Origin of the sequence: Rhizobium leucaenae USDA 9039, from assembly GCF_000426285.1 — a bacterium.
In the GTDB taxonomy this organism is placed as follows: domain Bacteria; phylum Pseudomonadota; class Alphaproteobacteria; order Rhizobiales; family Rhizobiaceae; genus Rhizobium; species Rhizobium leucaenae.
Genome location: NZ_AUFB01000019.1, coordinates 1 through 21,754, shown reverse-complemented (window position 1 = coordinate 21,754; position 21,754 = coordinate 1). Strand labels below are relative to the sequence as shown.

At 58.8% G+C, this 21,754-nt stretch carries 15 protein-coding genes and 1 pseudogene; 12 read left to right on the top strand and 4 right to left on the bottom strand.

The genetic code is table 11. The features are described 5' to 3' along the window. The first annotated feature begins 100 nt into the window (after positions 1-100). The 5 genes from K290_RS0123910 (at position 101) to K290_RS0123885 (ending at position 6,794) form a co-directional block, all read left to right on the top strand. Complete coding sequence (locus tag K290_RS0123910) at positions 101-1,225, top strand: NADH:flavin oxidoreductase/NADH oxidase (protein WP_028754195.1); 1,125 nt, start codon at positions 101-103, stop codon at positions 1,223-1,225. A gap of 66 nt (positions 1,226-1,291) precedes the next feature. Further along, positions 1,292-1,663 (top strand): hypothetical protein, encoded by a 372-nt coding sequence (locus K290_RS34840; protein WP_051264193.1) that lies wholly within the window; start codon positions 1,292-1,294, stop codon positions 1,661-1,663. Between the two features lie 334 nt (positions 1,664-1,997). Next, positions 1,998-3,197 carry an MFS transporter gene (locus tag K290_RS0123895; protein WP_028754194.1) on the top strand — a complete coding sequence of 400 codons (1,200 nt, stop codon included), beginning with the start codon at positions 1,998-2,000 and terminating at the stop codon, positions 3,195-3,197. Between the two features lie 529 nt (positions 3,198-3,726). Further along, entirely contained in the window at positions 3,727-5,610 is a 1,884-nt protein-coding gene (locus K290_RS0123890; protein ID WP_028754193.1) for an MFS transporter, read from the top strand. An 89-nt stretch (positions 5,611-5,699) separates the two neighbouring features. After that, positions 5,700-6,794: an LLM class flavin-dependent oxidoreductase gene (locus tag K290_RS0123885; protein WP_028754192.1), complete on the top strand. Its 1,095-nt coding sequence runs from the start codon at positions 5,700-5,702 to the stop codon at positions 6,792-6,794. A gap of 63 nt (positions 6,795-6,857) precedes the next feature. On the opposite strand, the gene pepT is transcribed toward K290_RS0123885, so the two are convergent. Next, the gene (gene pepT / locus K290_RS0123880; RefSeq protein WP_028754191.1) at positions 6,858-8,090 is read right to left on the bottom strand and encodes a peptidase T; all 1,233 of its coding nucleotides are present in this window, start codon (positions 8,088-8,090) and stop codon (positions 6,858-6,860) included. Between the two features lie 373 nt (positions 8,091-8,463). Between pepT and K290_RS0123875 the strand changes: the two genes are divergently transcribed. The 4 genes from K290_RS0123875 (at position 8,464) to K290_RS0123860 (ending at position 16,026) form a co-directional block, all read left to right on the top strand. Beyond that, the gene (locus K290_RS0123875; protein WP_051264192.1) at positions 8,464-9,873 is read left to right on the top strand and encodes a gluzincin family metallopeptidase; all 1,410 of its coding nucleotides are present in this window, start codon (positions 8,464-8,466) and stop codon (positions 9,871-9,873) included. Positions 9,874-9,965: 92 nt separating this feature from the next. Then, entirely contained in the window at positions 9,966-10,592 is a 627-nt protein-coding gene (locus K290_RS0123870; RefSeq protein ID WP_028754189.1) for a nuclear transport factor 2 family protein, read from the top strand. A gap of 122 nt (positions 10,593-10,714) precedes the next feature. Beyond that, positions 10,715-12,727 carry a hypothetical protein gene (locus K290_RS34835; RefSeq protein WP_154668656.1) on the top strand — a complete coding sequence of 671 codons (2,013 nt, stop codon included), beginning with the start codon at positions 10,715-10,717 and terminating at the stop codon, positions 12,725-12,727. A gap of 116 nt (positions 12,728-12,843) precedes the next feature. Next, positions 12,844-16,026 carry an ATP-binding protein gene (locus K290_RS0123860; protein WP_028754188.1) on the top strand — a complete coding sequence of 1,061 codons (3,183 nt, stop codon included), beginning with the start codon at positions 12,844-12,846 and terminating at the stop codon, positions 16,024-16,026. Between the two features lie 132 nt (positions 16,027-16,158). On the opposite strand, the gene K290_RS0123855 is transcribed toward K290_RS0123860, so the two are convergent. From K290_RS0123855 to K290_RS0123845, 3 genes are all read right to left on the bottom strand, one after another. Further along, positions 16,159-16,677: a DUF992 domain-containing protein gene (locus K290_RS0123855; RefSeq protein ID WP_028754187.1), complete on the bottom strand. Its 519-nt coding sequence runs from the start codon at positions 16,675-16,677 to the stop codon at positions 16,159-16,161. A 245-nt stretch (positions 16,678-16,922) separates the two neighbouring features. Continuing rightward, positions 16,923-18,185: an adenylate/guanylate cyclase domain-containing protein gene (locus tag K290_RS0123850; RefSeq protein ID WP_028754186.1), complete on the bottom strand. Its 1,263-nt coding sequence runs from the start codon at positions 18,183-18,185 to the stop codon at positions 16,923-16,925. Positions 18,186-18,380: 195 nt separating this feature from the next. After that, positions 18,381-18,851, bottom strand: coding sequence for a winged helix-turn-helix transcriptional regulator (locus K290_RS0123845; protein WP_028754185.1), 471 nt, complete (start codon positions 18,849-18,851; stop codon positions 18,381-18,383). Between the two features lie 168 nt (positions 18,852-19,019). On the opposite strand from K290_RS0123845, the gene K290_RS0123840 reads away from it, so the two are divergent. From K290_RS0123840 to K290_RS34830, 3 genes and pseudogenes are all read left to right on the top strand, one after another. Beyond that, entirely contained in the window at positions 19,020-19,946 is a 927-nt protein-coding gene (locus K290_RS0123840) for an alpha/beta fold hydrolase (RefSeq protein WP_028754184.1), read from the top strand. Positions 19,947-20,157: 211 nt separating this feature from the next. After that, positions 20,158-21,324 (top strand): M20 aminoacylase family protein, encoded by a 1,167-nt coding sequence (locus tag K290_RS0123835; protein ID WP_028754183.1) that lies wholly within the window; start codon positions 20,158-20,160, stop codon positions 21,322-21,324. Positions 21,325-21,562: 238 nt separating this feature from the next. Continuing rightward, positions 21,563-21,754: pseudogene (locus K290_RS34830) on the top strand (IS66 family transposase); the annotation flags it as partial.

Genomic DNA, 21,754 nt, shown 5'->3' with positions numbered 1-21,754 from the left:
TCAATTCGGTAATTTCGCCGGAACCGCCCGAGGTGTTAAGAAGAGCCGATCGTCCGCGCAACCATGTGCACACGCGCCGCACCGTACAGAGGATACCATCATGGCCCAATCTGCCCTTTTCACGCCGCTCCGTGTCCGCAATCTCGACCTAGCCAACCGCATCGTCATTGCACCCATGTGCCAATATTCGGCAGAGGATGGATGCATGAACGATTGGCACCTCATTCATCTCGGCCAGCTTGCCCTCTCCGGGGCAGCCTTGCTGACCATTGAAGCCACGGCGGTTCTTCCGGAAGGCCGCATCAGTTGGGCGGATGTCGGGCTGTGGAACGATGAAACGGAAGCGGCAATGCGCAGGACGCTTGAGGGCATCCGGCGCTGGTCGGACATGCCGATCGGCATTCAACTAAGCCATGCCGGCCGCAAGGCGTCGACCGAAGTGCCCTGGCTCGGAGGGGCGCAGATCGCGCCCGGCGAACCGCATGGCTGGCAGACGGAGGCACCCTCGGCAGTCCCCTTTACCGAGGGACGGGTTCCGCCGACCGCATTGGATCGTGATGGGCTGCGGCGGATTCGCGACGCCTTCGCAGCCTCGGCCGCCCGCGCGGGTCGACTCGGGCTCGACTTCATTCAGCTTCACGGAGCCCACGGCTATCTCCTGCACCAGTTCCTCTCGCCGCTTTCGAACAAGCGAGAGGACGAATATGGCGGCTCGCTGGAGAACCGGATGCGGTTTCCGCTGGAGGTATTCGATGCGGTGCGGGCCGCCTTTGCGGCCGATAGAGCGGTCACCATGCGGGTCTCGGGTACGGATTGGGTCGAAGGCGGCCTGACCATCAATGAGATCGTTGCTTTCGCCAAGGTGCTCGACGCCCGCGGCTGCGATGCGATTCATGTCTCCAGCGGGGGCCTTCACCCGGCGCAGCAGATTCCGATCGGACCGAGCTATCAGGTGCCGCTTGCCCGCGCCGTCAAAGCCGCCGTCCGCATGCCGGTGGTCGCCGTCGGGCTGATAACCGAGCCGACGCAGGCCGAAGCGATCGTCTCGACCGGAGATGCCGACATCATCGCGCTGGCGCGCGCCATTCTCTACGATCCCCGCTGGCCATGGCACGCGGCTGCGGAATTGGGAGCTCAGGTGCGGGCGCCCAACCAATATCTGCGCAGTCAGCCGCGCCAATTCAAGGACCTGTTCGAGCTGGGCGTTACCGCCGTCCGCGCATAGCAAGGGCCGGGGGAACTGCGAACTGCCACCATCGTTATGACATCAGAACAGCGATGGAGAAACACCATGGAAATCGCAGGAAAACCCGGTTCGCACGCGCTCAGCGCATTTTTTGACGATGAGTCCGACGCCGAAAAGGCGTCCGACGAACTCATGGAAGCCGGTATACCGAAAGATGCCATCACCATGACGCCCGGAAACCGGCCCAATGTACCACCCATCGATCACATCGGCTTCATCGACGCCCTGACCGGGTTCTTCTTTACCGAAGAGCAGCGCAAGAACTACGCGGAGGCGCTCCGGCGCGGTGGCGTCCTCCTGACCGTGCAGGAAGTGAGCAAGGAGCAGCACGACACCGCCCTGAACATCCTGGCGGAAAGGGGCAGCATCGATATGGATGAGCGCGTCGAAGAGTGGCGGCGCGAGAACTTGACATAGGTGGATCCGCTAGCCAAGCGAAACCGCGGTCCGTATCATTTCCAGCACCGACATGACGGCAACGGTCGCGGGGCTTATGATCATATTTGCCGAATCGAACGCATCGATGCTGATACCCGAAACATCGCGAGGGCTGTTCATGCAAGGCGTCGAGGTTGTCGGCCGCGATGCCTTTGCACATCGATCTGCCTCACCCCAGGTGCATGCTCAAGAATAAATGAACGGGGCGTGTCGAAATCACGCCAGCTCGAGCGTCTTTAGGAAATGGATGGCACTGCGGAGCAGGGCCGCCGATGCCGCACGAAGATCAATCGCTAATAGGGGTTAAGCGGATATGAGCGTTTCCTATCGTTGGGTCATCGTCGCCGCCGGCGCGCTGATGACCTGCGTTGCGCTTGGCGCGATGTTTTCACTGGCTATTTTTCAAGTGCCGATCGCGACGGCCACCAATTGGTCGCATGCGGGCATTGCGAGCGCGATGACGCTCAATTTCCTGGTCATGGGTCTCGGCGGGTTCTTGTGGGGCGCGGCAAGCGACCGCTTCGGCCCACGTATCGTCGTGTTGATAGGCGCGGTCTTGTTGGGGCTTGCGCTTGTGCTGGCGAGCCGCGCGGGATCGCTCCTCCAGTTTCAATTGACCTATGGCATTCTCGTCGGTCTCGCCGCCAGCGCGTTTTTCGCGCCGATGATCGCTGCCACCACTGCATGGTTTGAGGAAGACCGCAGCCTTGCCGTTTCGCTGGTCTCGGCCGGCATGGGCGTTGCCCCGATGACCGTTTCGCCATTCGCCCGCTGGCTAATCTCCGCCTATGATTGGCAGACGGCCATGATGCTCATCGGTTTTCTGGCCTGGATATTGCTGGTGCCGGCGGCACTGCTTGTGCGACGCGCTCCCTCTGCTGCAGGCGGTCCGGCTGCCGATCCCGCGGCTGAAGGCCCGAACGTACCGCTCGGACAGATATTCCGATCGCCGCAATTTCTCGTTCTCGGAGGAACCTTCTTTGCCTGCTGCGCGGCGCATTCGGGGCCGATCTTCCATATGGTCAGCTATGCGACGATCTGCGGCGTGGCGCCGATGGCGGCAGTCAGCATCTACAGCGTCGAGGGGTTGGCGGGGCTTGGCGGCCGCCTCTTATATGGCACGCTTGCCGACAGGGTCGGCGTCAAGCCGGTCTTGGTCGCCGGTCTGCTGGTACAGGCGGCTGCGCTCGCAACCTATCTCCTCGTCAGCCAACTCAGCGAATTCTATGCGCTCGCGGTCATCTTCGGCAGCGCCTATGGCGGGGTCATGCCGCTCTATGCGGTGCTTGCACGCGAGTATTTCGGCCCGCGCGTCATCGGCACTGTCTTCGGCGCGGCGACGATGCTGTCGAGCATTGGAATGGCTTTTGGCCCGCTGGCCGGCGGTTGGATCTTCGATACGTTTGCAAATTATTCCTGGCTCTTTATCGGGTCGTCCATGGTCGGCCTCGGCGCGGTCGCCATCGCGCTCGCCTTTCCGCCATTGCGGCGCATCGGGCTTCAACCGGCATAGTCGAGTGCGCCATCAACACATATGACGGAAACGATCACGGTCCCCATAGACATGAGATGGGGCCGCATAGAGCCGTTCGCCGAATGGCAGGATCAACCTCGTCCTGGACGAAAATAAAAAGGGCTGCCGGCTAGCTTCTTCAGGCAAAGGAATATTCCGTCCAATTCGGATTTTTGTTTCGTCCAATCCGGATTTTAACGCCGTCCAATCCGGAATTGACGGAATGGATTTGCGGGCGATCTCGGCGATCCGAGGCTGTCGCTTTGCAGGATTACCTTGCCCCTCTCGCCGCCTTACACACAGTTTTAGACAGTGGGGGCAAGTTGTTGGCATTGCATTTTTCAATTTTTGGTCAACACTTCTCTCGTGCATCAGGTGGATGACCTCTTGGGGAGGAAATCTGGAGGACATTTGCCGGCGCAAGGTTTGCCGGGCCGACAGGCCCGAAAACCAAGTGCAATGCCAACATGGGAGGGTATGGCACGGCTGTGGCTGTCCATATCCTTGGTGCAACTGGGAGGAACAAAAAATGGCAACCACCTCAGTAGGTGAAGCTTCTGGTCGAGGTATGACCAGAGAAGAGAAGAAGGTGATCTTTGCATCTTCGCTCGGAACTGTTTTCGAATGGTATGATTTCTATCTCTATGGTTCCTTGGCCACATTCATCGGTGCGGCCTTTTTCAGTGATTATCCGGAGGCGACTCGCAATATTTTCGCGCTGCTCGCTTTTGCGGCGGGCTTCCTTGTCCGGCCGTTCGGCGCGCTGGTCTTCGGACGGATCGGTGATCTCGTCGGCCGCAAATATACGTTTCTGGTCACGATCATGATCATGGGCCTGTCGACCTTCCTGGTCGGCGTCCTGCCGGGTTCGGCCAGTTGGGGCATCATCGCCCCGGTCATTTTGATCGCGTTGCGCCTGCTGCAGGGCCTGGCGCTTGGCGGAGAATATGGCGGCGCGGCGACCTATGTTGCCGAACATGCGCCCAACGACCGGCGTGGCTATTACACATCCTGGATTCAGACGACGGCAACGCTCGGGCTCTTCCTGTCGCTCATCGTCATCCTGGTGGTGCAGAATTGGCTGGGCAAAAGCGTCTTTGCCGATTGGGGCTGGCGTATCCCCTTCATCCTGTCCTGCGTCCTTCTTGGCATTTCGGTTTGGATTCGGCTATCTCTCAGTGAATCGCCGGCATTCCAAAAGATGAAACAAGAGGGCAAGGGCTCCAAAGCACCGCTGTCGGAGGCTTTCGGGCAATGGAAGAACGCCAGGATCGCTTTGCTCGCGCTTCTCGGCCTTACCGCTGGCCAGGCGGTCGTCTGGTATGCGGGCCAGTTCTATTCGCTGTTCTTCCTGCAAAACGTGCTGAAGGTCGATGGCCAATCGGTCAATATCATGATCGCCATAGCGCTTGTCATCGGCAGCGGCTTCTTCGTCGTGTTCGGTTGGTTATCCGACAAGATCGGCCGCAAGCCGATCATCATGGCCGGCCTTGCTTTGGCTATCCTGACTTATTTCCCGCTGTTCAACGCATTGACCCGCGCGGCAAACCCGGCTCTCGCCCAGGCGGAGCAGACGATCCGCGCCACCGTCACCGCGTCGCCCGGCGATTGCACCTTCCAGTTCAACCCGGTCGGCACGGCGAAATTCAACAACTCCTGTGACATTGCGACTTCGTTTCTGTCAAAGAGTTCTGTCCCCTATGCCATCGTCGATGGCCCGGCCGGCCAGCCGGCGACGGTCACCGTCGGTGATACGACCGTCACCTCATACAATGCCGTCACCGCCGGTGCTGACGCTGCGGCAAAGAGCGCAGCGTTCACGCATGATCTGAACCTTGCTCTGCAGAAGGCCGGCTTCCCGCTCGCGCGCGATCCGGCCAAAGTGCCCGATGTCAAATTGGATGGCTTCATTGCCGCAAACCCGGAACTCGGCCTCAATGCAGCGACGATCCGCGCCGGGGAAAAGACGGTTACTCCGGTCGCCGACCTCGTGAAGGCAAAGCTGCTCACGGCGGATCAAGCCGCGGGGGCGACGGAAATGCCCGTTTACACCATAGCGAACGGCGGTGCATTTAAGATGGTCGCCGATCCCAATGCGGTAAACTGGCCGCTCACCATCGCCATTCTCACCATTCTCGTCATCTATGTGACCATGGTCTATGGTCCCATTGCCGCGATATTGGTCGAGATGTTCCCGACTCGCATCCGCTATACCGGCATGTCCTTGCCCTATCATATCGGCAACGGCTGGTTCGGCGGCCTGCTTCCGGCAACGGTCTTTGCGATGAGTGCCGCCAAGGGCGATATCTACTACGGCCTTTGGTATCCGATCGCCGTTGCGGCGATGAGCCTTGTCGTTGGCCTTATCTTTATCCGCGACACGAAGGGCGTTGATCTCAACGCGATCAAGTAACGATGCACTGAAAGCCCGGCGCGAGACATCCCGCCGGGCTTCTTGTTTCTGACGTTTGGTAATTTACAGTCGCCGCCGCCGAGGGAAAGATGATCAAGACGCATCCGCTGAAGGGTTCAAACCGTCTGAAGCTCGGCGTATTCTCCGCCAACGCCGACGGCGGCCTGGCGATCACCGATGTGCCGGAACGCTGGACGGCTGGCTGGCAGGACAATCTGACCGCCGCGCAAATCGCCGACCGTGCGGGGTTGGAATTTTTTCTGCCGATTGCCCGCTGGCGCGGCTTCGGCGGCAAAAACCGGGTGCGCGAATGGTCGTTCGAGACCTTCACCTGGGCGGCGGCGCTGGCGGCTGCCACCGAGAAGATCGGCCTCTTCATGACCGTGCATGTACCGCTGGTGCATCCGCTTTATGCCGCCAAGTCGCTGGCGACTGTCGATCACATCAGCCAGGGACGAGCCGGCCTCAACATCGTCTGCGGCTGGAACCCGAAGGAATTCGGCATGTTCGGCGTTCCCTTGGTCGAGAAGGGCTACGATCAGGCGGCAGAATGGCTGGAGATCGTCGAAAAGGTCTACGCCTCCGACGAACCGGTCGACTACGCCGGCACCTACTATACGCTGAAGGAAGCCGTCAGCCGTCCGGCGAGCCTGCAGATGCCGCGGCCGGTGACGATGAATGCCGCTTTTGGTGGCCCCGGCCGCGACTTTGCGGCGGCGAATTGCGATTATCTCTTCACCACCTTCACCGAGATCGCCGATGCCGGAAAGCACGTAATCGATATACGCGAACGGGCAGAGAAACAGGGCAGGGACGTCGGCGTCTACACCGTCTGCCATGTGGTCTGTCGCCAGACGCAGCAGGAGGCGGAGGAGTATTACACCCGCTATGCCGTTACCATGGCCGATCACGCCGCCGTCGATCAGCATATGGCGGGGAAGAAAGAGTTCTCGCAATCGCATGATCGGGAAGCCTACGACCGATACCGCCAGCGCTTTGCCGGCGGCGCCGGCAGCTATCCGCTGATGGGCACGCCGGAAAAGATCGTCGAGGAGATGATCGGCATATCAGCCCAAGGCTATGTCGGCATCGCCTTGTCCTTCGTCAACTATACGCAGGAACTGCCCTATTTCTGCGACCGGGTCATCCCGCTTCTGAAAAAGGCGGGGCTTCGTATCGAATGAAAATGCGCCGTCATGGGGTGAGTGGCGACGCATGACGGCGAGATCATTGCGTCCGCCGGGCGTTCAAGCACGCTCCGCCCAGATTTTTGCCAACTCGACAAGCGTCTTGACGGCCTTTTCCATGTCCTGCCGGCTGACCCATTCGAGCGGAGAGTGAAAGGCATGGCCGCCGGCGAAGATGTTGGCGCAGGGCAGGCCCATGAACGACAGGCGAGAACCATCGGTGCCGCCGCGGATGCTGCCACGCACAGGCGTCATGCCGGCGCGCCGGACGGCTTCGATCGCGTTATCGACAATTTCAGGATGGCGGTCGAGAATGGCTTTCATGTTGCGGTACTGCTGCTTGACCTTGAAGGAATAGGCGGAGCCGGGATAGCCAGCCATCACCTGTTTCACGATCGCCTCAAGCATGGCCTCTTTGCTGGCAAGACCGTCATCGTTGAAGTCGCGGACGATAAAGCTCAGGGCCGCCTTTTCCATCGAACCGGTCACGCCCGTCGGGTGAATGAAACCATCCCTGCCGCCCGTCGTCTCCGGCGCCATATCCTTCGGCAGCCGGCTGATGACGTCGCCGGCGATTTTTATGGCGTTCTCCATCTTGCCCTTGGCAAAACCGGGATGGATCGCGACGCCCTGAATGGTGATTTCGACGCCGTCGGCAGAGAAAGTTTCATCCTCGATATGGCCGGCCGTTTCGCCATCGACGGTATAGGCGAACTCGGCGCCGAGCTTCGTCAGATCGACCTTGTCGACCCCGCGTCCGATTTCCTCATCCGTCGTGAACAGGAGCTTGATCGTTCCATGTTCGATGTTCGGATTGTCGACCAAGAACTGGGCCGCCGTCATAATCTCCGCGAGACCCGCCTTGTCGTCCGCACCGAGCAGCGTCGTACCATCCGACGTGATGATGTCGTTGCCGATCTGGTCGTGCAGAACCGGATTGTCGCTGACGCGAATGATCTGCTGCGGATCGCCTGGAAGCTGAATGTCGCCGCCACCATAATTTCGCAGGATCTGTGGCTTGACGTTCGTTCCGGTGAAGTCGGGAGCCGTATCCATATGCGAACAGAAGCAGATGACCGGGACCGGCTTATCGACATTGGAGGGGATGGTTGCGTAGACGTAGCCGTGGTCATCGAGATGCGCATCCGAGATACCGATCGTCAACAATTCCTCGACCAGGATACGGCCAAGATTCCTCTGCTTTTCCGTGGAGGGCTGTGTTGAGGACTTGGGATCCGATTGCGTGTCGACAACGACGTAGCGAAGGAAGCGGTCGGAAACGGTATCTGTCATGAGCTCGGGTCCACTATCTGCCTATCAGCGATAACTCAGCTATAGCCTCGGTCGGTTAGGTCGTGAATGCATTTCTGTTTTGTCGAGGCGTTTCTGTGGAACAAACCGTGCTTGTGATCGGGCGATTATACTCCCGCTCTCGCCGGGATCGTCCGCACGCGTCTCAATCGAAGTAATTAGGGATTCTAGCCCGTTTGACCGATTGAGATAACCTTAGATAGCATTTAAAATTCGCAGCACCTAAAGGGTGTTTATACCCATGCCGAAAAGGCCGCTCAGGCGGCGCGCGTTGTCCGCGATCGATGGCATATGAATCCTCAATCCAGACCTGAACATACCTCTGCCGGAAGTCGAGATTGAACAGGAGCAGATTATGAGTGTCGCGCCGTTGAACAACCCACCCGTTATCACGGACCTCACCATATGGGAGGACGATCCAGCAAGCGGGGTATTCACCATCGCCCCGAAACCGGACGTCACGCTCCCGCCTTTGAAGTTTTTGTTTCCGGGGGCCGTGCCGCCTGTCAGCAATGACATCAATTCCCCCGCATTCCGATATTGGACCGCCGCAGAGGCGCTGAAACGTGGCGCCAATTTCTGGGCACCGATAGTCCCGCAACCGAAATGGTGGCAAAGGGGCGAAACTCTCGAAGTGCATCTTGATCGATGGGAAGATCTGGAAGCCGACTACGACCGCAATGCCTTGAATTTTTATCACGGACCTTCGGCTTGCGGAAAAGTCTATTCCTGTGCGAGCCCTGATGTGGTCTGCCACGAATTGGGGCACGCCATCCTCGATGCGATCAGACCAAGTCTGTGGACAGCTCACCTTCAAGAGGTCGCGTCCTTTCATGAAACCTTCGGCGATATGAGCGCCATATTATGTGCACTGCAGTTGCCGTCATTACGCCAGGCCATATTGGTGGAGACATATGGCAACCTCTGCGGTGACTCCAGACTTTCGCGGATCGGGGAGCAGTTCGGGACTGCCGTGCATGCGCTTTATCCAAAAGACGCCGATCCCAACTGTCTTCGCAATGCGTCGAGCTTTTTCAGCTATTGCGACCCGTCCAGCCTTCCTTCCAGCGCTCTGACGACAAGTCTCTCGTCCAATCCGCATTCTTTTTCGAGGGTATTTACCGGCGCGCTGTTCGAAGCGCTAGCCGACATGCTGACCCTCTCTGCCGTCGATCCCAATGCGCCAACGCCAAACGAGCTGCTCGCCGTCACTGAGGACATGAGAGACATCTTGGCCGGCGCCGCGACAAAGGCAAATCAAGTGTCAGGTTACTTTGCGGAGGTTGCCACCGCCATCGCCCTTCAAAGCGCTCAGAAAAATCAGAACTATCTCGGAATATTTTTGGGCGCATTCGTCAGCCATTCCATTTTGTCGATGGAAACGGCCGTAACCATTCAGTCATCCCCGGACGCTCTTCAAGCGGAATTTGATGAGATGGCGGATGATAGCCGATTTGCTGAATCGTTTACGATGGTTCTTCCTGCTTTGCGTTACGGCCTTGCCGAGGATCTGTATGTCGACATGATCTCACCGCGGCAGGGTTTCGTGGCGCGCAGCGCGGGGAGGGACGGAAAGTCGGTTGAGCCGGCAAGCCTGGCGACTGCCACCGAGGCTTTCGTCGACGAGTTATTTCTCACGGGGCAGGTCGACTACAACGACTATGGCGCCAGGGGCTTCAAGCCTTATGGCAGACGCCGAAGCAAGACGCACGAACTGGTCCGCACAGATGGCGGCCTGAAATTGCAGCGGCGATTGTTTCATTAGCCGGCAATGCGAGTGAAAGAAGGGGTTTGCAGCGTGCAGCAGCTTGGCTCCGCGGGGGTTTTGCCGGGATCCATCATGGTGGGGAGGATGGGATGGCAGTCGTAAGGGGAGACTTTGCAACCCGCGCTTTGCGGACGAAACTAGCGCTTGGCCTGACCGTGGTCATGATATCAGCGGCACCGGCGATTGCTCAATCGGACCCGTCCGATCCGGCAGCCAGCATGCCGGACTGCACCTACCAGGGCACCGACTATCTGCTGTCGGTCACCAATCCGCCTCCGGACGATCGGCAGCTCATCATGGATCTCATCCATCGGTACAATTGGGCCCTGGACGATGGCTCGCTCGTCGGCGTCGACGAGATGCTGCGCGATGATGTCACCTATGAACTTTGCAACTCGATCGAAAAACAGGTCGTGTTGAAGACAAACAAGCTGCAGCTTGAACAGTATCTCGAAGATCTTTCGAACGAATTGGATAAAAACCGAAGCATGACCAGGCACATCGAGAGCAATACGCTTTTGAATGCGATCGACGCGAACACGGTGCAGGGTAAAACGACCGTCGTTGTTACCATCCAGTTCGGTGGAATCGAAACGCCGGTCGTCGATTATACCGGAGCCCTTCATACCGTCTTCAAGAAAGACGGCAGCGGCTGGAAGTTCTCAAGTATTATCCTCATCACGGATGGACCAAAGATCAGTTTCAGAGCGCGGTAGCGGTGAGCTCCCCACATGCCGAGGAGATGATTTTGCGGCATATTGGTCTGAGATCGATCTTGATCGCGTCCATGGCGAGTTTGCCGCCCGGGTCGGGCCGGCCGGCGGGAGACCAGGCGGAGGTGGCCACCATTCACCGCCTTGCCGCACGAATGGCATCCCACGCAATCCTTAGGCTCGGCACTTCAGGCTGTGGCGAGAATGAGCGTTGCGACCGATTGACCGGCTGCATCTCCCCCACCCCCCCGCAGGAACCTGTCGCAGAAGCGCTGCCTGACGATGAGGACCATCGGCTCTACCTACGCGAACTGCAGATTTTTCAGCTCTGCCGACAATTGGCACCGGCCGCGCCCACCGCTGCGGAAGCTACTCTTCAACTGATCAGCAATGATGGCCAGGAAGACGATGACCACAAATTCGCCAAGGCGGTCGAGCGCTGGAACGGCGATTTCCTATGGGCACCCGCCTCTCAAACCAGCGATGTGATTACGCGGTTCGGCGACGAGGCGCGCGCCGTTTTCGGGCCGATACCCGACGGCGATTGCACCGACGCTGTCGCGCAAGTTATTCCCCTGCAAATCGATGGGAATGTCGTGGACCTGAAGCCCAATCCGGCGAAGCCTGGAAATCCGCTGGAATTCGAACATCGTGACGCGGCCGGCGCCATCGTCAAATGGACCGACACCATAGGGCGATGCGACAAACCTTCGCTTGCCGGCAGCGTCACCTATTGCGGCATGAATTCGCGGATGAGCCGTGTCGTCAAAGGCAATGTCGAATGGCTCTCCTTCTGCCGCAAATCCACATCAAGCCTCGAAATCGAGCCTGATGCCTATTGGCAGAGGTCAAACCCGAAATTCTCCCGCCTGGGCATCATCGGATTCAACAGAGAAACCGGAGAAATCGTGTTTTTCGACGGCACGAAGAAGCGGAAGGACTTCGACTGGACGCAGAGTTTCGTGCCGCCCGGCGGGCACTCCTATTCCGATCGACAGGGCCGCGCTGCAGCCGAAGCTCTATATGATCCGACATTTCAGATCGCCTGCTCGGCCTGTCACGACAACAAGCGTGCTTCTGTCGTCGATCCGCATATCGGCATGGCAAGGGTTGGATTTTCATCGGACGCCGGCAAGGAGAGGGACCCTGCGTTCAGCCTGGGTGACTATCTGCCTAAAATGTCGCGCAGCGATAATTCGCCCTTCCGCATCATCGGCTCGGGCTACACCAGCACACACGCCGCAGCAATCCGTCGCGCAAAATCGGTCGTCGATCCCGGCGGCAACTGCACCACATGCCACACGCTGACGACGCAAATTACCGGTCAGCGCTTCGCCTCGGATGCCGTTGCGCAGGAACCGTGGATTTCACGGCCGCGTTGGGCGCAGCTTCTGCAGTTGCGGGCAGAACAAATGAAACTGCATCAGATCGATAGCCATAGGACGGAGTGGGCGCGCCAGTCAGGGCAGGGAAAGATCCACCCCTGGATGGTCCCCGTCGACGGCAATGACCTGTCGACGTCGATGCCGGAGATCGGTTCCGATGATTGGCACAGACTCAGCAATTGCCTCTGGGACGCCGGAGGAGCCGAGTGCGGTTATCGGCCGCTTTACACGGAATGTCCCGCGCCGGGCCTGGAATCGCAAGGCAACGGCACCAAGCCCTCGGATTTTGCCGCTACACAACTTTCTCTTTCGCCGGCAGAGAAGGATGGCGAGCGTAGGCTTCGATTGAACTGGAACTATCTGAACAATCTGGGTGGCGTGCCGGAGAGAGATGACGTGCGCTTCGATGTGGCGCTGAAGTCGATGGCAATCCCTTTATCCGCCGAGCAGCCGGCGGAGGACGACTATCCGACGATCGCCGAAGCCGAAGGCGCGGGTTTCGTCGCCCTAGACGGCGAGATCGGTAAATCCGGCGGGGTAATGCTGATCCGCAACATTGCCTATTTCGGACATGCGAAATTTACCGAACCGATGCCTTCCGCAAGCCCGCGAGAGTTCAGGCTGGATCTTGCCGCGCAATGCAATCGCCGCTATCTGGCGCGTGTTCTCCCCAAGAGATTCTGTTTCGATCAAAGCGGCGTCAAATATGCCGAGGAGAGCAATCTGCTTTATGCCGATATTCGGTGTGACTAACGGTTCTTTTATATTTTGAATTGCTTATGCAATGATTGCCAAAAATGTTAAGCTTCTCGGGGAGGGATGCCCAAAGATAAGTGGCAAAGGCATGCACCGTTTCACTGGGGGATCCAATGGACGATGTACAGAAATGGCTGAGCGAACTGCGGCTCGATCACCTCGTCGACATATTCGCCAAGAACCAAATAGATTTCGACAGCCTCCGCCTTCTCTCCGAAGAGGATCTGCAGGACATGCGGATTCCTCTCGGTCCGCGCCGGAAGATCCTGGCGGGCATCAAACTCTTGAACAGCGAGCCCGACGACGTGCTGCCCCAGCCGGCGGTCGAACGGCGGCAGTTGACGATATTGTTCTGTGATCTCGTCGGTTCGACCGAATATGCCACCCAGCTCGATCCGGAAGATTTCACCCGGCTCACCCAGACATATCTCGCAGCCTGCACGCGGGCGGTAAAAAGCCACAACGGCATTGCTGCAAACTATATCGGCGACGCTTTTCAAGCCCTGTTCGGATATCCGATTGCCGAAGAAGATGACGGCGAACGCGCCTTGCGGCTCGCTTTCGATATCCTACGCATCGTGCCGCAGATCGAGGTGCCGCATGGACCGCCCCTGCGCGTCCGAATCGGCATAGCGAGCGGATTGGTCGTGGTCGGAGACTTTGTCGGAGCGCCCGCAGGCGTATCGACCGTTGCCCTCGGTTCGATCCCGAACCTGGCCCAACGGCTGCAAACTCTGGCGGAGCCGCAGGCGATCCTAACGGATCAAAAGACCTACGAGATCACAGCCGGCGCATTCGAATTTGCGGACCTTGGGCTGCAGTCGCTCAAAGGGTTTTCAGCACCGCTGCAGGTCTGGCGCGCCGAAAAGGCGACGGATCTGGAGAACCGTTTTGCTAAGAGAACGCGGTTGACGGAGCTCGTCGACCGCCGCGAGGAAATGACGCATGTCCTTGGCCTCTGGCGCGATGTGATTTCCGAAAACCGCGGCCAAGCGCTTCTGATCTCCGGTGAACCGGGAATTGGCAAGTCACGCCTGGTCTTCGAGGTTCAGCGGCAAATCCCGCAATGCACGGTACTGACGCTTCAATGTTCCAGAGCCTATTCGAACACCGCTCTTTTTCCGTTCCTAAGCCTTCTCAAGCGGTATGCAGGCATCGATCCCGACGACGCGCCTGATGTATCGCTGGAGAAGCTGGAGGCCGTCCTTGCAATCAGCGAGGTTCCCATCACCAGCTCGTTGCCTATTTTCGCCGAGCTGCTATCCATTGAACAGCTACGCGCCCCGGTCTCCGATTTGACTGCGATACGCCAGCGCGACGTTTCGCACCGGATCCTGATCGACTGGCTCCATCATATTTCTCGGATCAACCCCGTTCTTCTGTCGATCGAAGACGCCCACTGGATCGACCCTTCCTCGCGCGAGGTCGTTGCAAAGCTCGTCGGAGAAGCCGTCTCGTTTCCGATGCTGATCTTGATTACCTCCCGCGAGAGATCGCTTAGCAACGGTACGGAACCGGAGACTTTGTGGAAGATCGGCTTGGAACGGCTGAACCACGACGATGCTGCAATGCTCGTTCGCTATGTCGACGAAGGCAATAACCTGTCCGACGAGACGAGCCTGTCGCTTTTAGCCAAGGCGGAGGGCGTTCCGCTCTTTGTCGAGGAGCTTGCCCGTGCGATGTTGGAAACGGCATCTACCGACGCGGAACCGTCGGATCGGCGGAAATCCGCGCTTTCCGTCCCGAGCTCCCTGCAATCGTCACTGCTCTCGCGCCTTGACAAGATCGGCCCGGCGAAGGCCGTCGCCCAGATCGCCGCTGTGGTTGGACGCGAATTTGATGCGAAACTTGTTGCGCATCTCTGCGGTATCGCATCCCCCATCCTCGATACCACGCTCGGGAGGCTCGTCGAATCGGGCCTGGTCGTCCCGCAGCCATCGGCCGGCGGCCACAACTATGCTTTTGCGCACGCGCTTCTGCAGGAATCGGCAAGGAATACCTTGCTGCGGGAACGATGCCGTGAACTCCATGGCCAGGTCGCCGAAGCAATCGAGCAGATCCAGCCGAAGCTTGCGGCGGAGCATCCGGAAATCTTGGCGCAACATTTCGCCGAAGCAGAGCTGTTCGAGCGGGCCGCCGATTGCTGGCTTGCGGCAGGGCTCAACGTCGGCAAGACATGGGCGAAGGTCGAGGCGGCGAACATGTTCGCGAATGGCTTGGAATGCCTGGCCAAATTGCCGGAATCGCCCGAGCGCGACAGGAAGGAGCTTCGCCTCGAACTGGAGCGCGGCGACGTGCTCTACGCTACATTCGGCTATGTCACCGCAGGAGGCAGCGCCGCCTACCGCAACGTCTTGCGGCTCAGCGAAAAACTGAAGGATTCGGAAGCACCGATCCGCGCGCTCGACGGAATCTTCGGAACCGCCTTCAACTCCGCCCGCTTTGCGGACGCACTCTGGGCCAGCGACCAGCTCATCGATATCGGCAGAAATCGCGGCAGTCTCAGAGCGGCCGTCCTTGGAATGCAGTTCAAAGGCATGAGCCTTTTCGCACAGGGCCACTTCACGCAAGCCCGCGAATATCTCGAGGCGGCGCTTCGCCACATCGGGCACGCCGATGAGATCGGCAGCGATTTTCCGAGCATGGCGATGTCGTATCTCGCGTGGACTTTGCAATTGATCGGCCTGGATCAACCGGCCATCGAATTGTACCGGGAATCCGAAACCGATGCGCGCCGACATTCCGCCTATAGGCTTGCGGCCTGTCTCGGCAACGGCTGCATTCTCCACGCGTTTCGTGGCGATACTGGGCCGCTGCGCAGCATGGTCGACGAATTATCCGTCCTTGCAGAGGAAAACGGCTTTCGCATGTGGCAGAACATGGCCTCGTTTTTCGACGGCTGGCTGGCGGTCCGCATGAACAATGATCCGTCCGGCCTCGAAAAGATGCGGCATACCTGCGACAATCTCGGAGAGCAGGAGATCGACAAATCCTGTTACCTCGGTCTTCTCGGTGACTGCTATCTGCAATCGGGCGATCCCGACGCCTGTCTCGCAACCCTGAACCAGGCACTGGAACTGGTTGCCAGCACCGGCGAAAACTATTTCACGGCCGAGTTGCTGCGTCTGAAGGGCGAGGCATTGTCGCGCCTGGATGTCGCGGATCCCGAGGCAGAGCGTTGTTTGTACAGCGCCCTCGAATTCGCCCGCAGGCAGCAAGCGCGAAAGTGGGAAACGAAAGTGGTGGAAAGCCTCAATCGGATCGAAGGACTGAAAGCGCGCAAGCCAAACGCTTGAAGCATCCGGCTGTCCGGCTCAAAAGGATGATGGCCGCGGTTCGAAAAGATCCGCGACCATCATGAATCCGTAATCTCGCCCTGTGCGTACCTTCTTCGAATCCGGTACGCGCAAGACGGAAATGGAGATTGTTTATTCCGTCGAGGTCAGCGTCACCGAGGTGCCGGTTGCGGCGACATTGAGCCCGAGTTGGCCGGTCACGCTGAGCGTCTGGAGATGGATCGAGCCGGAGGTGCCGCCGACGAGAATATTGGCCCCAACCCCGGCACCGACGGTCGCTTCGGCCGTGGCGCCCTGATAAAGGCCGCTCAACGAACCATGGTGATAGCCGGCTGTCGGAGCGAAGACGAGCCAGACTAGGCGGCTGCGGGTCGTGAAGCCGAGATCGACGCCCATTTTCCGGATGGCGCCGCTATAATGCTCCACACGCTTATTTCCGACGGTCGAATGGAAAACGCAATCGACCTCTTTGGCCGAGCCGAGTACATAGCCGACACCGCCGCCGATCTCGCAATCGAGATAGCCGATCTTTACCCCATTGCGCTCATCGGGCTCCACATAAGTAGTCTGCAGGTCGGCCGCGCGCGCCGTCGCCGCACCCATGACAATCAATGATGCTGCTGAAAATGCCGTGGCGAGTAATTTTTTCATCTTTCTCTCCTTGTCAGAGTATTCAGGGTGCGGGGCACCCGCTCGTCGAGCCGCTGAGTCGGCTCCAACTAACGTCCGTCATCGCAGAACGATCCCACAAAAATGAGGCGGCTGACCTAGTTATCCCATTCATAATATAAGCGATCACGCAAAAGACGAAAGCCCCAGCCGCTTCACGTTTTGCGATCAGCGTTATCACACCGGAACGCGGAACAATCGGATCGAGTGCACGGCGGCCGCCGGCATTACGGCTGGGTTTTGTGGCGTGCTACGCTGTTTCCATTCGTTGCAAAAGCGAAGACATCGACCGGTTCGCCAAGACCTTTGAGGGGGAAGGCACCGAGGCTTTCCATCTCGATCTCACAGCCTGCCATGTCAACGAAGGCTTTGGACAGCAATACCGGGCGTTTGACTTCCTTGGTGAGGGTCTCCAGCCGGGACGCGACGTTGACGGCAGGACCGATGACGGTGAAGTCGAGGCGGGTCCGCGAACCGATATTGCCATACATCACATCGCCGACATGCACGCCGACGCCGTATCGCAGCACCTCGCGTCCCCTTCGGCCATTTTCTTCATTCAGTGCGCCGACTGCAGCCTCCGCCTCGCTGATCGCCTGGAGAAGGTTGGCGCATGCCATGGGATTGCTCAGCGGAAAAATCGCCAGCATTCCATCACCCATGAATTTGAGGATCTCACCGCCATGTTTCTCGATCGGCTCCGACATCGCGTCGAAATAGCCGTTCAGAAGATCGATTACGTCGTCGCGCGGCCACATGTCCGAAATCGTCGTGAAGTCGCGCAGATCGCAGATGAGTATGGCTGCGCCGACGGTGGTGCCGCTGCCACGCGTCGTTGCACCGGCAAGGATCTGCTCGCTGGCGTGTGGCCCTACATAGGTGCGCAGAAGCGTCCGGGCCAGGATGTTTTTCAGCCTGATCTCGCTCACCAGCGTCAGAGCCGGCAGCAGGTCCTTCAGGAAGCTGACATGCTCTTGGGTGAAACCGCCCGGTATGTCGGCGGCAAAAGTGACGATATGGCGCTTGCCGAGCGTGTGATAGATCGGCCAGGCAATATAGTCGGTCAATCCTTCGGCATGCATTTCCTCATAGACCGAATAGGCCGGTCGTTCGGCCTTATCCAGCTTTTCGAGATTCTGGCGGACCTCGGCGGCTCCGTTGAATATTTCGTTGATCGGGCTTGCCAGGAATTGCGGCGTCGTCTCGACGCCGTAGCTGAAGGTGCTGATGCTTGCCTCCTCCAACCCCGTTCGCCAGAGGATTCGTGCACCAAGCCACTGTGGATGAAGCGTTCTGAAATGCATTGTCGCCCTTCCGACAGGGATGCCGGCGGCCCGCAGTCTCACGCATAAATCCACGAGAATATTGTCGATGAAGCGTTCGTTGCGGGTATCATGCATCAGCCAATCGAGGATTTCACTCCGCCTTGTCGGCCATATACCAAGGCTCTCGACAGGCGAGCCGGTGGCCGCTTCCGGTGAAAATTGCATTATCCATACCTCACGATAGCTGATCTCTTTCGTCGTGCAACGATTCCATGCCGAAGCGTGAATATACGCCGATTGTCATTTGCCTGGAACGACAATCGGCCCAGGCCGCGATTTTATAAACCGGAGCGCGAACCTATACCGCCTTCGTGCGATTTCGATGCGAGAGCGCGTCCGTTGCTTATGCACAGAGCAACCCTATTTGCGCTTCTTAGCCGTTTGCTCCGGAGCAGGCTGCACAACAGTATCCCCTGGTCCCAGCACACGCCCATCATCAGAGCGAAGCTCCAATTTTCGCACCGGAAGGCCGCGCATCCTGTCTACCAGGAGAACATGAGCTTCGCCCGGCTCGAAAAAAAAATCATCGCCCCACTGTCTGAGAGCCACCAGCAAGGGAAAGAGCCCGCGCCCCTTCTCCGTCAAAGCATATTCCTGATGGGGACTGCCGTCGGACGCGGGAATAGTGTCCATGATGCCATGAGCGATGAGGTTGCGCAGACGGGCCGCGAGAATGTTCTTCGCGAGCCCCAGGCTCTTCTGGAATTCTCCGAACCGCCGCAAGCCGTCAAAAGCATCGCGAACGATGAGCAATGTCCACCCGTCGCCGATCGCATCCAGCGGTCTGGCAACGCCACAGCTCGAATTCTTGTGGCTGATTCTCTTGACCATCGTGACGTCACTCCGATGCCCCGCATGCTGGGCCCAAAGATCGGGCAGAGCGCGGGCTTCTCGCGCTCCTATAAGGGTTGCAATTTAAAACCTCAAGCGATATGACCACATGGTTTTAATTTGAAACTATCATGCCGAGCGGGCCTTGCTTTAAAGGGAGATATTATTATGATTCATTCCGACGCCACATTCGGCGGCACCTTTCCGTTCGCACCGCATTTCACCTCCGCTTCCGGTTTCCGGATGCATTATGTCGACGAAGGGCCGCGTGACGCGGAGGTCGTGCTTTGCCTCCACGGCGAGCCGACCTGGGGCTATCTGTTCCGTCATCTGATCGCCGCGCTGAGCGGCACTTGCCGAGTGGTCGTTCCCGACCACATGGGTTTTGGCAAAAGCGACACGCCGCAAGACCGCAGCTATTGGTTGCAGGATCACATCGACAATCTGGAGCGCTTCGTCCTGACGCTTAATCTCAATGACATTACCCTCGTCATGCACGACTTCGGAGGCCCGCTCGGCATGGGGCTTGCCGCCCGCCATCCCGACCGCATTCGTCGCGTGATTTCGACCAACGGGCCAACCCCGTTCGGCCAGGCCGATCTCATCGATCGGGTAGTGGCGAATGCCGGCGCTTCACCGTGGTTCCGATGGATCGCGAAGGCAGAAGCGGACGGCAGCCTCGAACAGGTGCTGGGGCAGCTCGGCTTCAATATATTGAGTACGCTCAAGCTCAATGGTTTCGAGAATAGCGCTCTTATCACCGACACGTGGCTTGCTGCTTATGCTGCGCCTTTCGCGGGCCCCGCCGATTGCCTCGGCGCGATCGGTTGGGCCAAAGGCTTTGCTATGCAGATGCACAAATTTGAAACGCCCGACGTTGCGGCAGAGCGCGCAGTTCGCAGCAAGCCGGCTCTCGCCATTTGGGGTGAGGCGGACCGGACGCTTCGCGCCAAACATTTCCTGCCGCTGTTCACCGAGCTTTTCCCCGCGGCACCGGTCTATCGTCTCGCCGGGGTCGGTCACTATTGCCTGGAGGATGCGCCGGACGAGATCGTGGCTCTCGTTTCGGAATTCATCCGGCAGACCCAGGCATAAGATCTGCAGCTCTCGTTCGATATCCGATTGACGGCCTCCGACGGGAGACCGTGATGGTCGATTTGTCTCAGCCAAATTGTCGTCGCTCCTTGGGCTACCTGCTAAGGTGACTATACTCGTCTGCTACGCATCGCTATTTCTGATGCAGATCAGCTCCGCCGGCACGGCAGCGATTTGAGCTGGTGTAAGACTCTTCTGAAGGAGACAATTCATGAACCCGTCCGAAGCATCACGCATCATCGCGGATGAGGCCAAAATCTGGCGTCGCGAGATCCATCAATACCCTGAGCTTCTCTTCGATCTGCCGCGCACATCGGCAATGGTGGCGGAAAAGCTGAGGGCGTTCGGTTGCGGTGAGGTGGTGACGGGGATTGCCAAGTCCGGGGTCGTGGCGGTGATTTCGGGCAACAAAGGCAATGGCAAGACGATCGCGCTTCGCTGCGATATGGACGCGTTGCCGATGTCCGAACTGACGAACCTGCCCTATGCGTCGAAGATACCGAACATGATGCATGCCTGCGGACATGACGGCCACACCGCCATGCTCCTCGGTGCTGCCAAGCGTTTTGCCGCCGAGCGCAATTTCGCGGGCAAGATCGTTCTGATCTTCCAGCCGGCAGAAGAGGGCGGCGGTGGCGGGCGCGTCATGTTGGAGGAGGGGTTGCTCGATCGTTTCGGTATCGATGAAGTCTATGGCATGCACAATCAGCCGGGGCTCGCCCTCGGCTCGTTCGCTATCCGCAGCGGCCCGATGATGGCTGCCGGCGATCGTTTCGTCATCACCATCAACGGACGAGGCGGTCATGCGGCTTCGCCGCATCTTGCCCGTGACCCCGTGGTTGTCGCGTCGCATGTGGTCGTCGCACTCCAATCGATCGTGTCGCGCTTTACTGATCCGTTCGACCCTGTCGTCATCTCCGTCACCTTCATCAGCGGTGGCGACCGGAAAGCGCTGAACGTCATTCCGCCGGCAGTTGAAGTCGGCGGCACGGTCCGCACGATGCTGCCGGCGACACGCCGGGCCGTCGAGCAGCGGTTTCGCGATGTGGTGACGGGGACAGCGAAGCTCTATGACGCACATGCTGAAATCGATTGGCGCCCGGGATATCCGGTGACCGTCAACAATGCCGAGAAGACCTCGGTTGCGATTGCCGCTGCCAGCAGCGTCGTCGGCGCGGAGCGCGTCGATGGCCACTGGCCGATGACTATGGGCTCGGAGGACTTTTCCTATATGCTCGAAAAGCGGCCCGGCGCACTCATCTGGCTCGGCAACGGCGACAGTGCCGATCTGCATAATCCGGTCTATGACTTCAACGACAATGCGATCGCCTACGGCATCGATTATTGGGCTGCCCTGGTTGCGCAGCAACTATCGTAGTTAGACGCAGGAGCTTCAATCGCTTCAGATCGAAGCTTGGAGACCACTTCAAACCCGGGTGGTCTCAATCCTGATCCAGCTCCAACGATACCCGAGGACCGTAAATCGTGTACGTGGGGCAAAATCGGTGGCAGCGTTTCGGTGAGCGAGCATAGAAGTGTGCATAACCCAGCGTTTTGAGAATTGATTGATAGCCTGGGGATTCTCCTGCCGGGGCAAATCATGATTCGATTCTGCCATGACGAAACGGCTCCCCTCCCCCGAGCATGCCGGCACGCTGTCGCTGAATGCGTTGCGCAGTCTGGTGTCCGGTCTGTTGGAGCGGTCGCAGCAGGCGGAAGCCCGGCTCGCGAAGCTTGAGGCCGACAACATCCAGCTGCGCGAGGAAAACGCCGCCCTTCGCTTGGAAAACACCCGGCTTAAAGTCGAG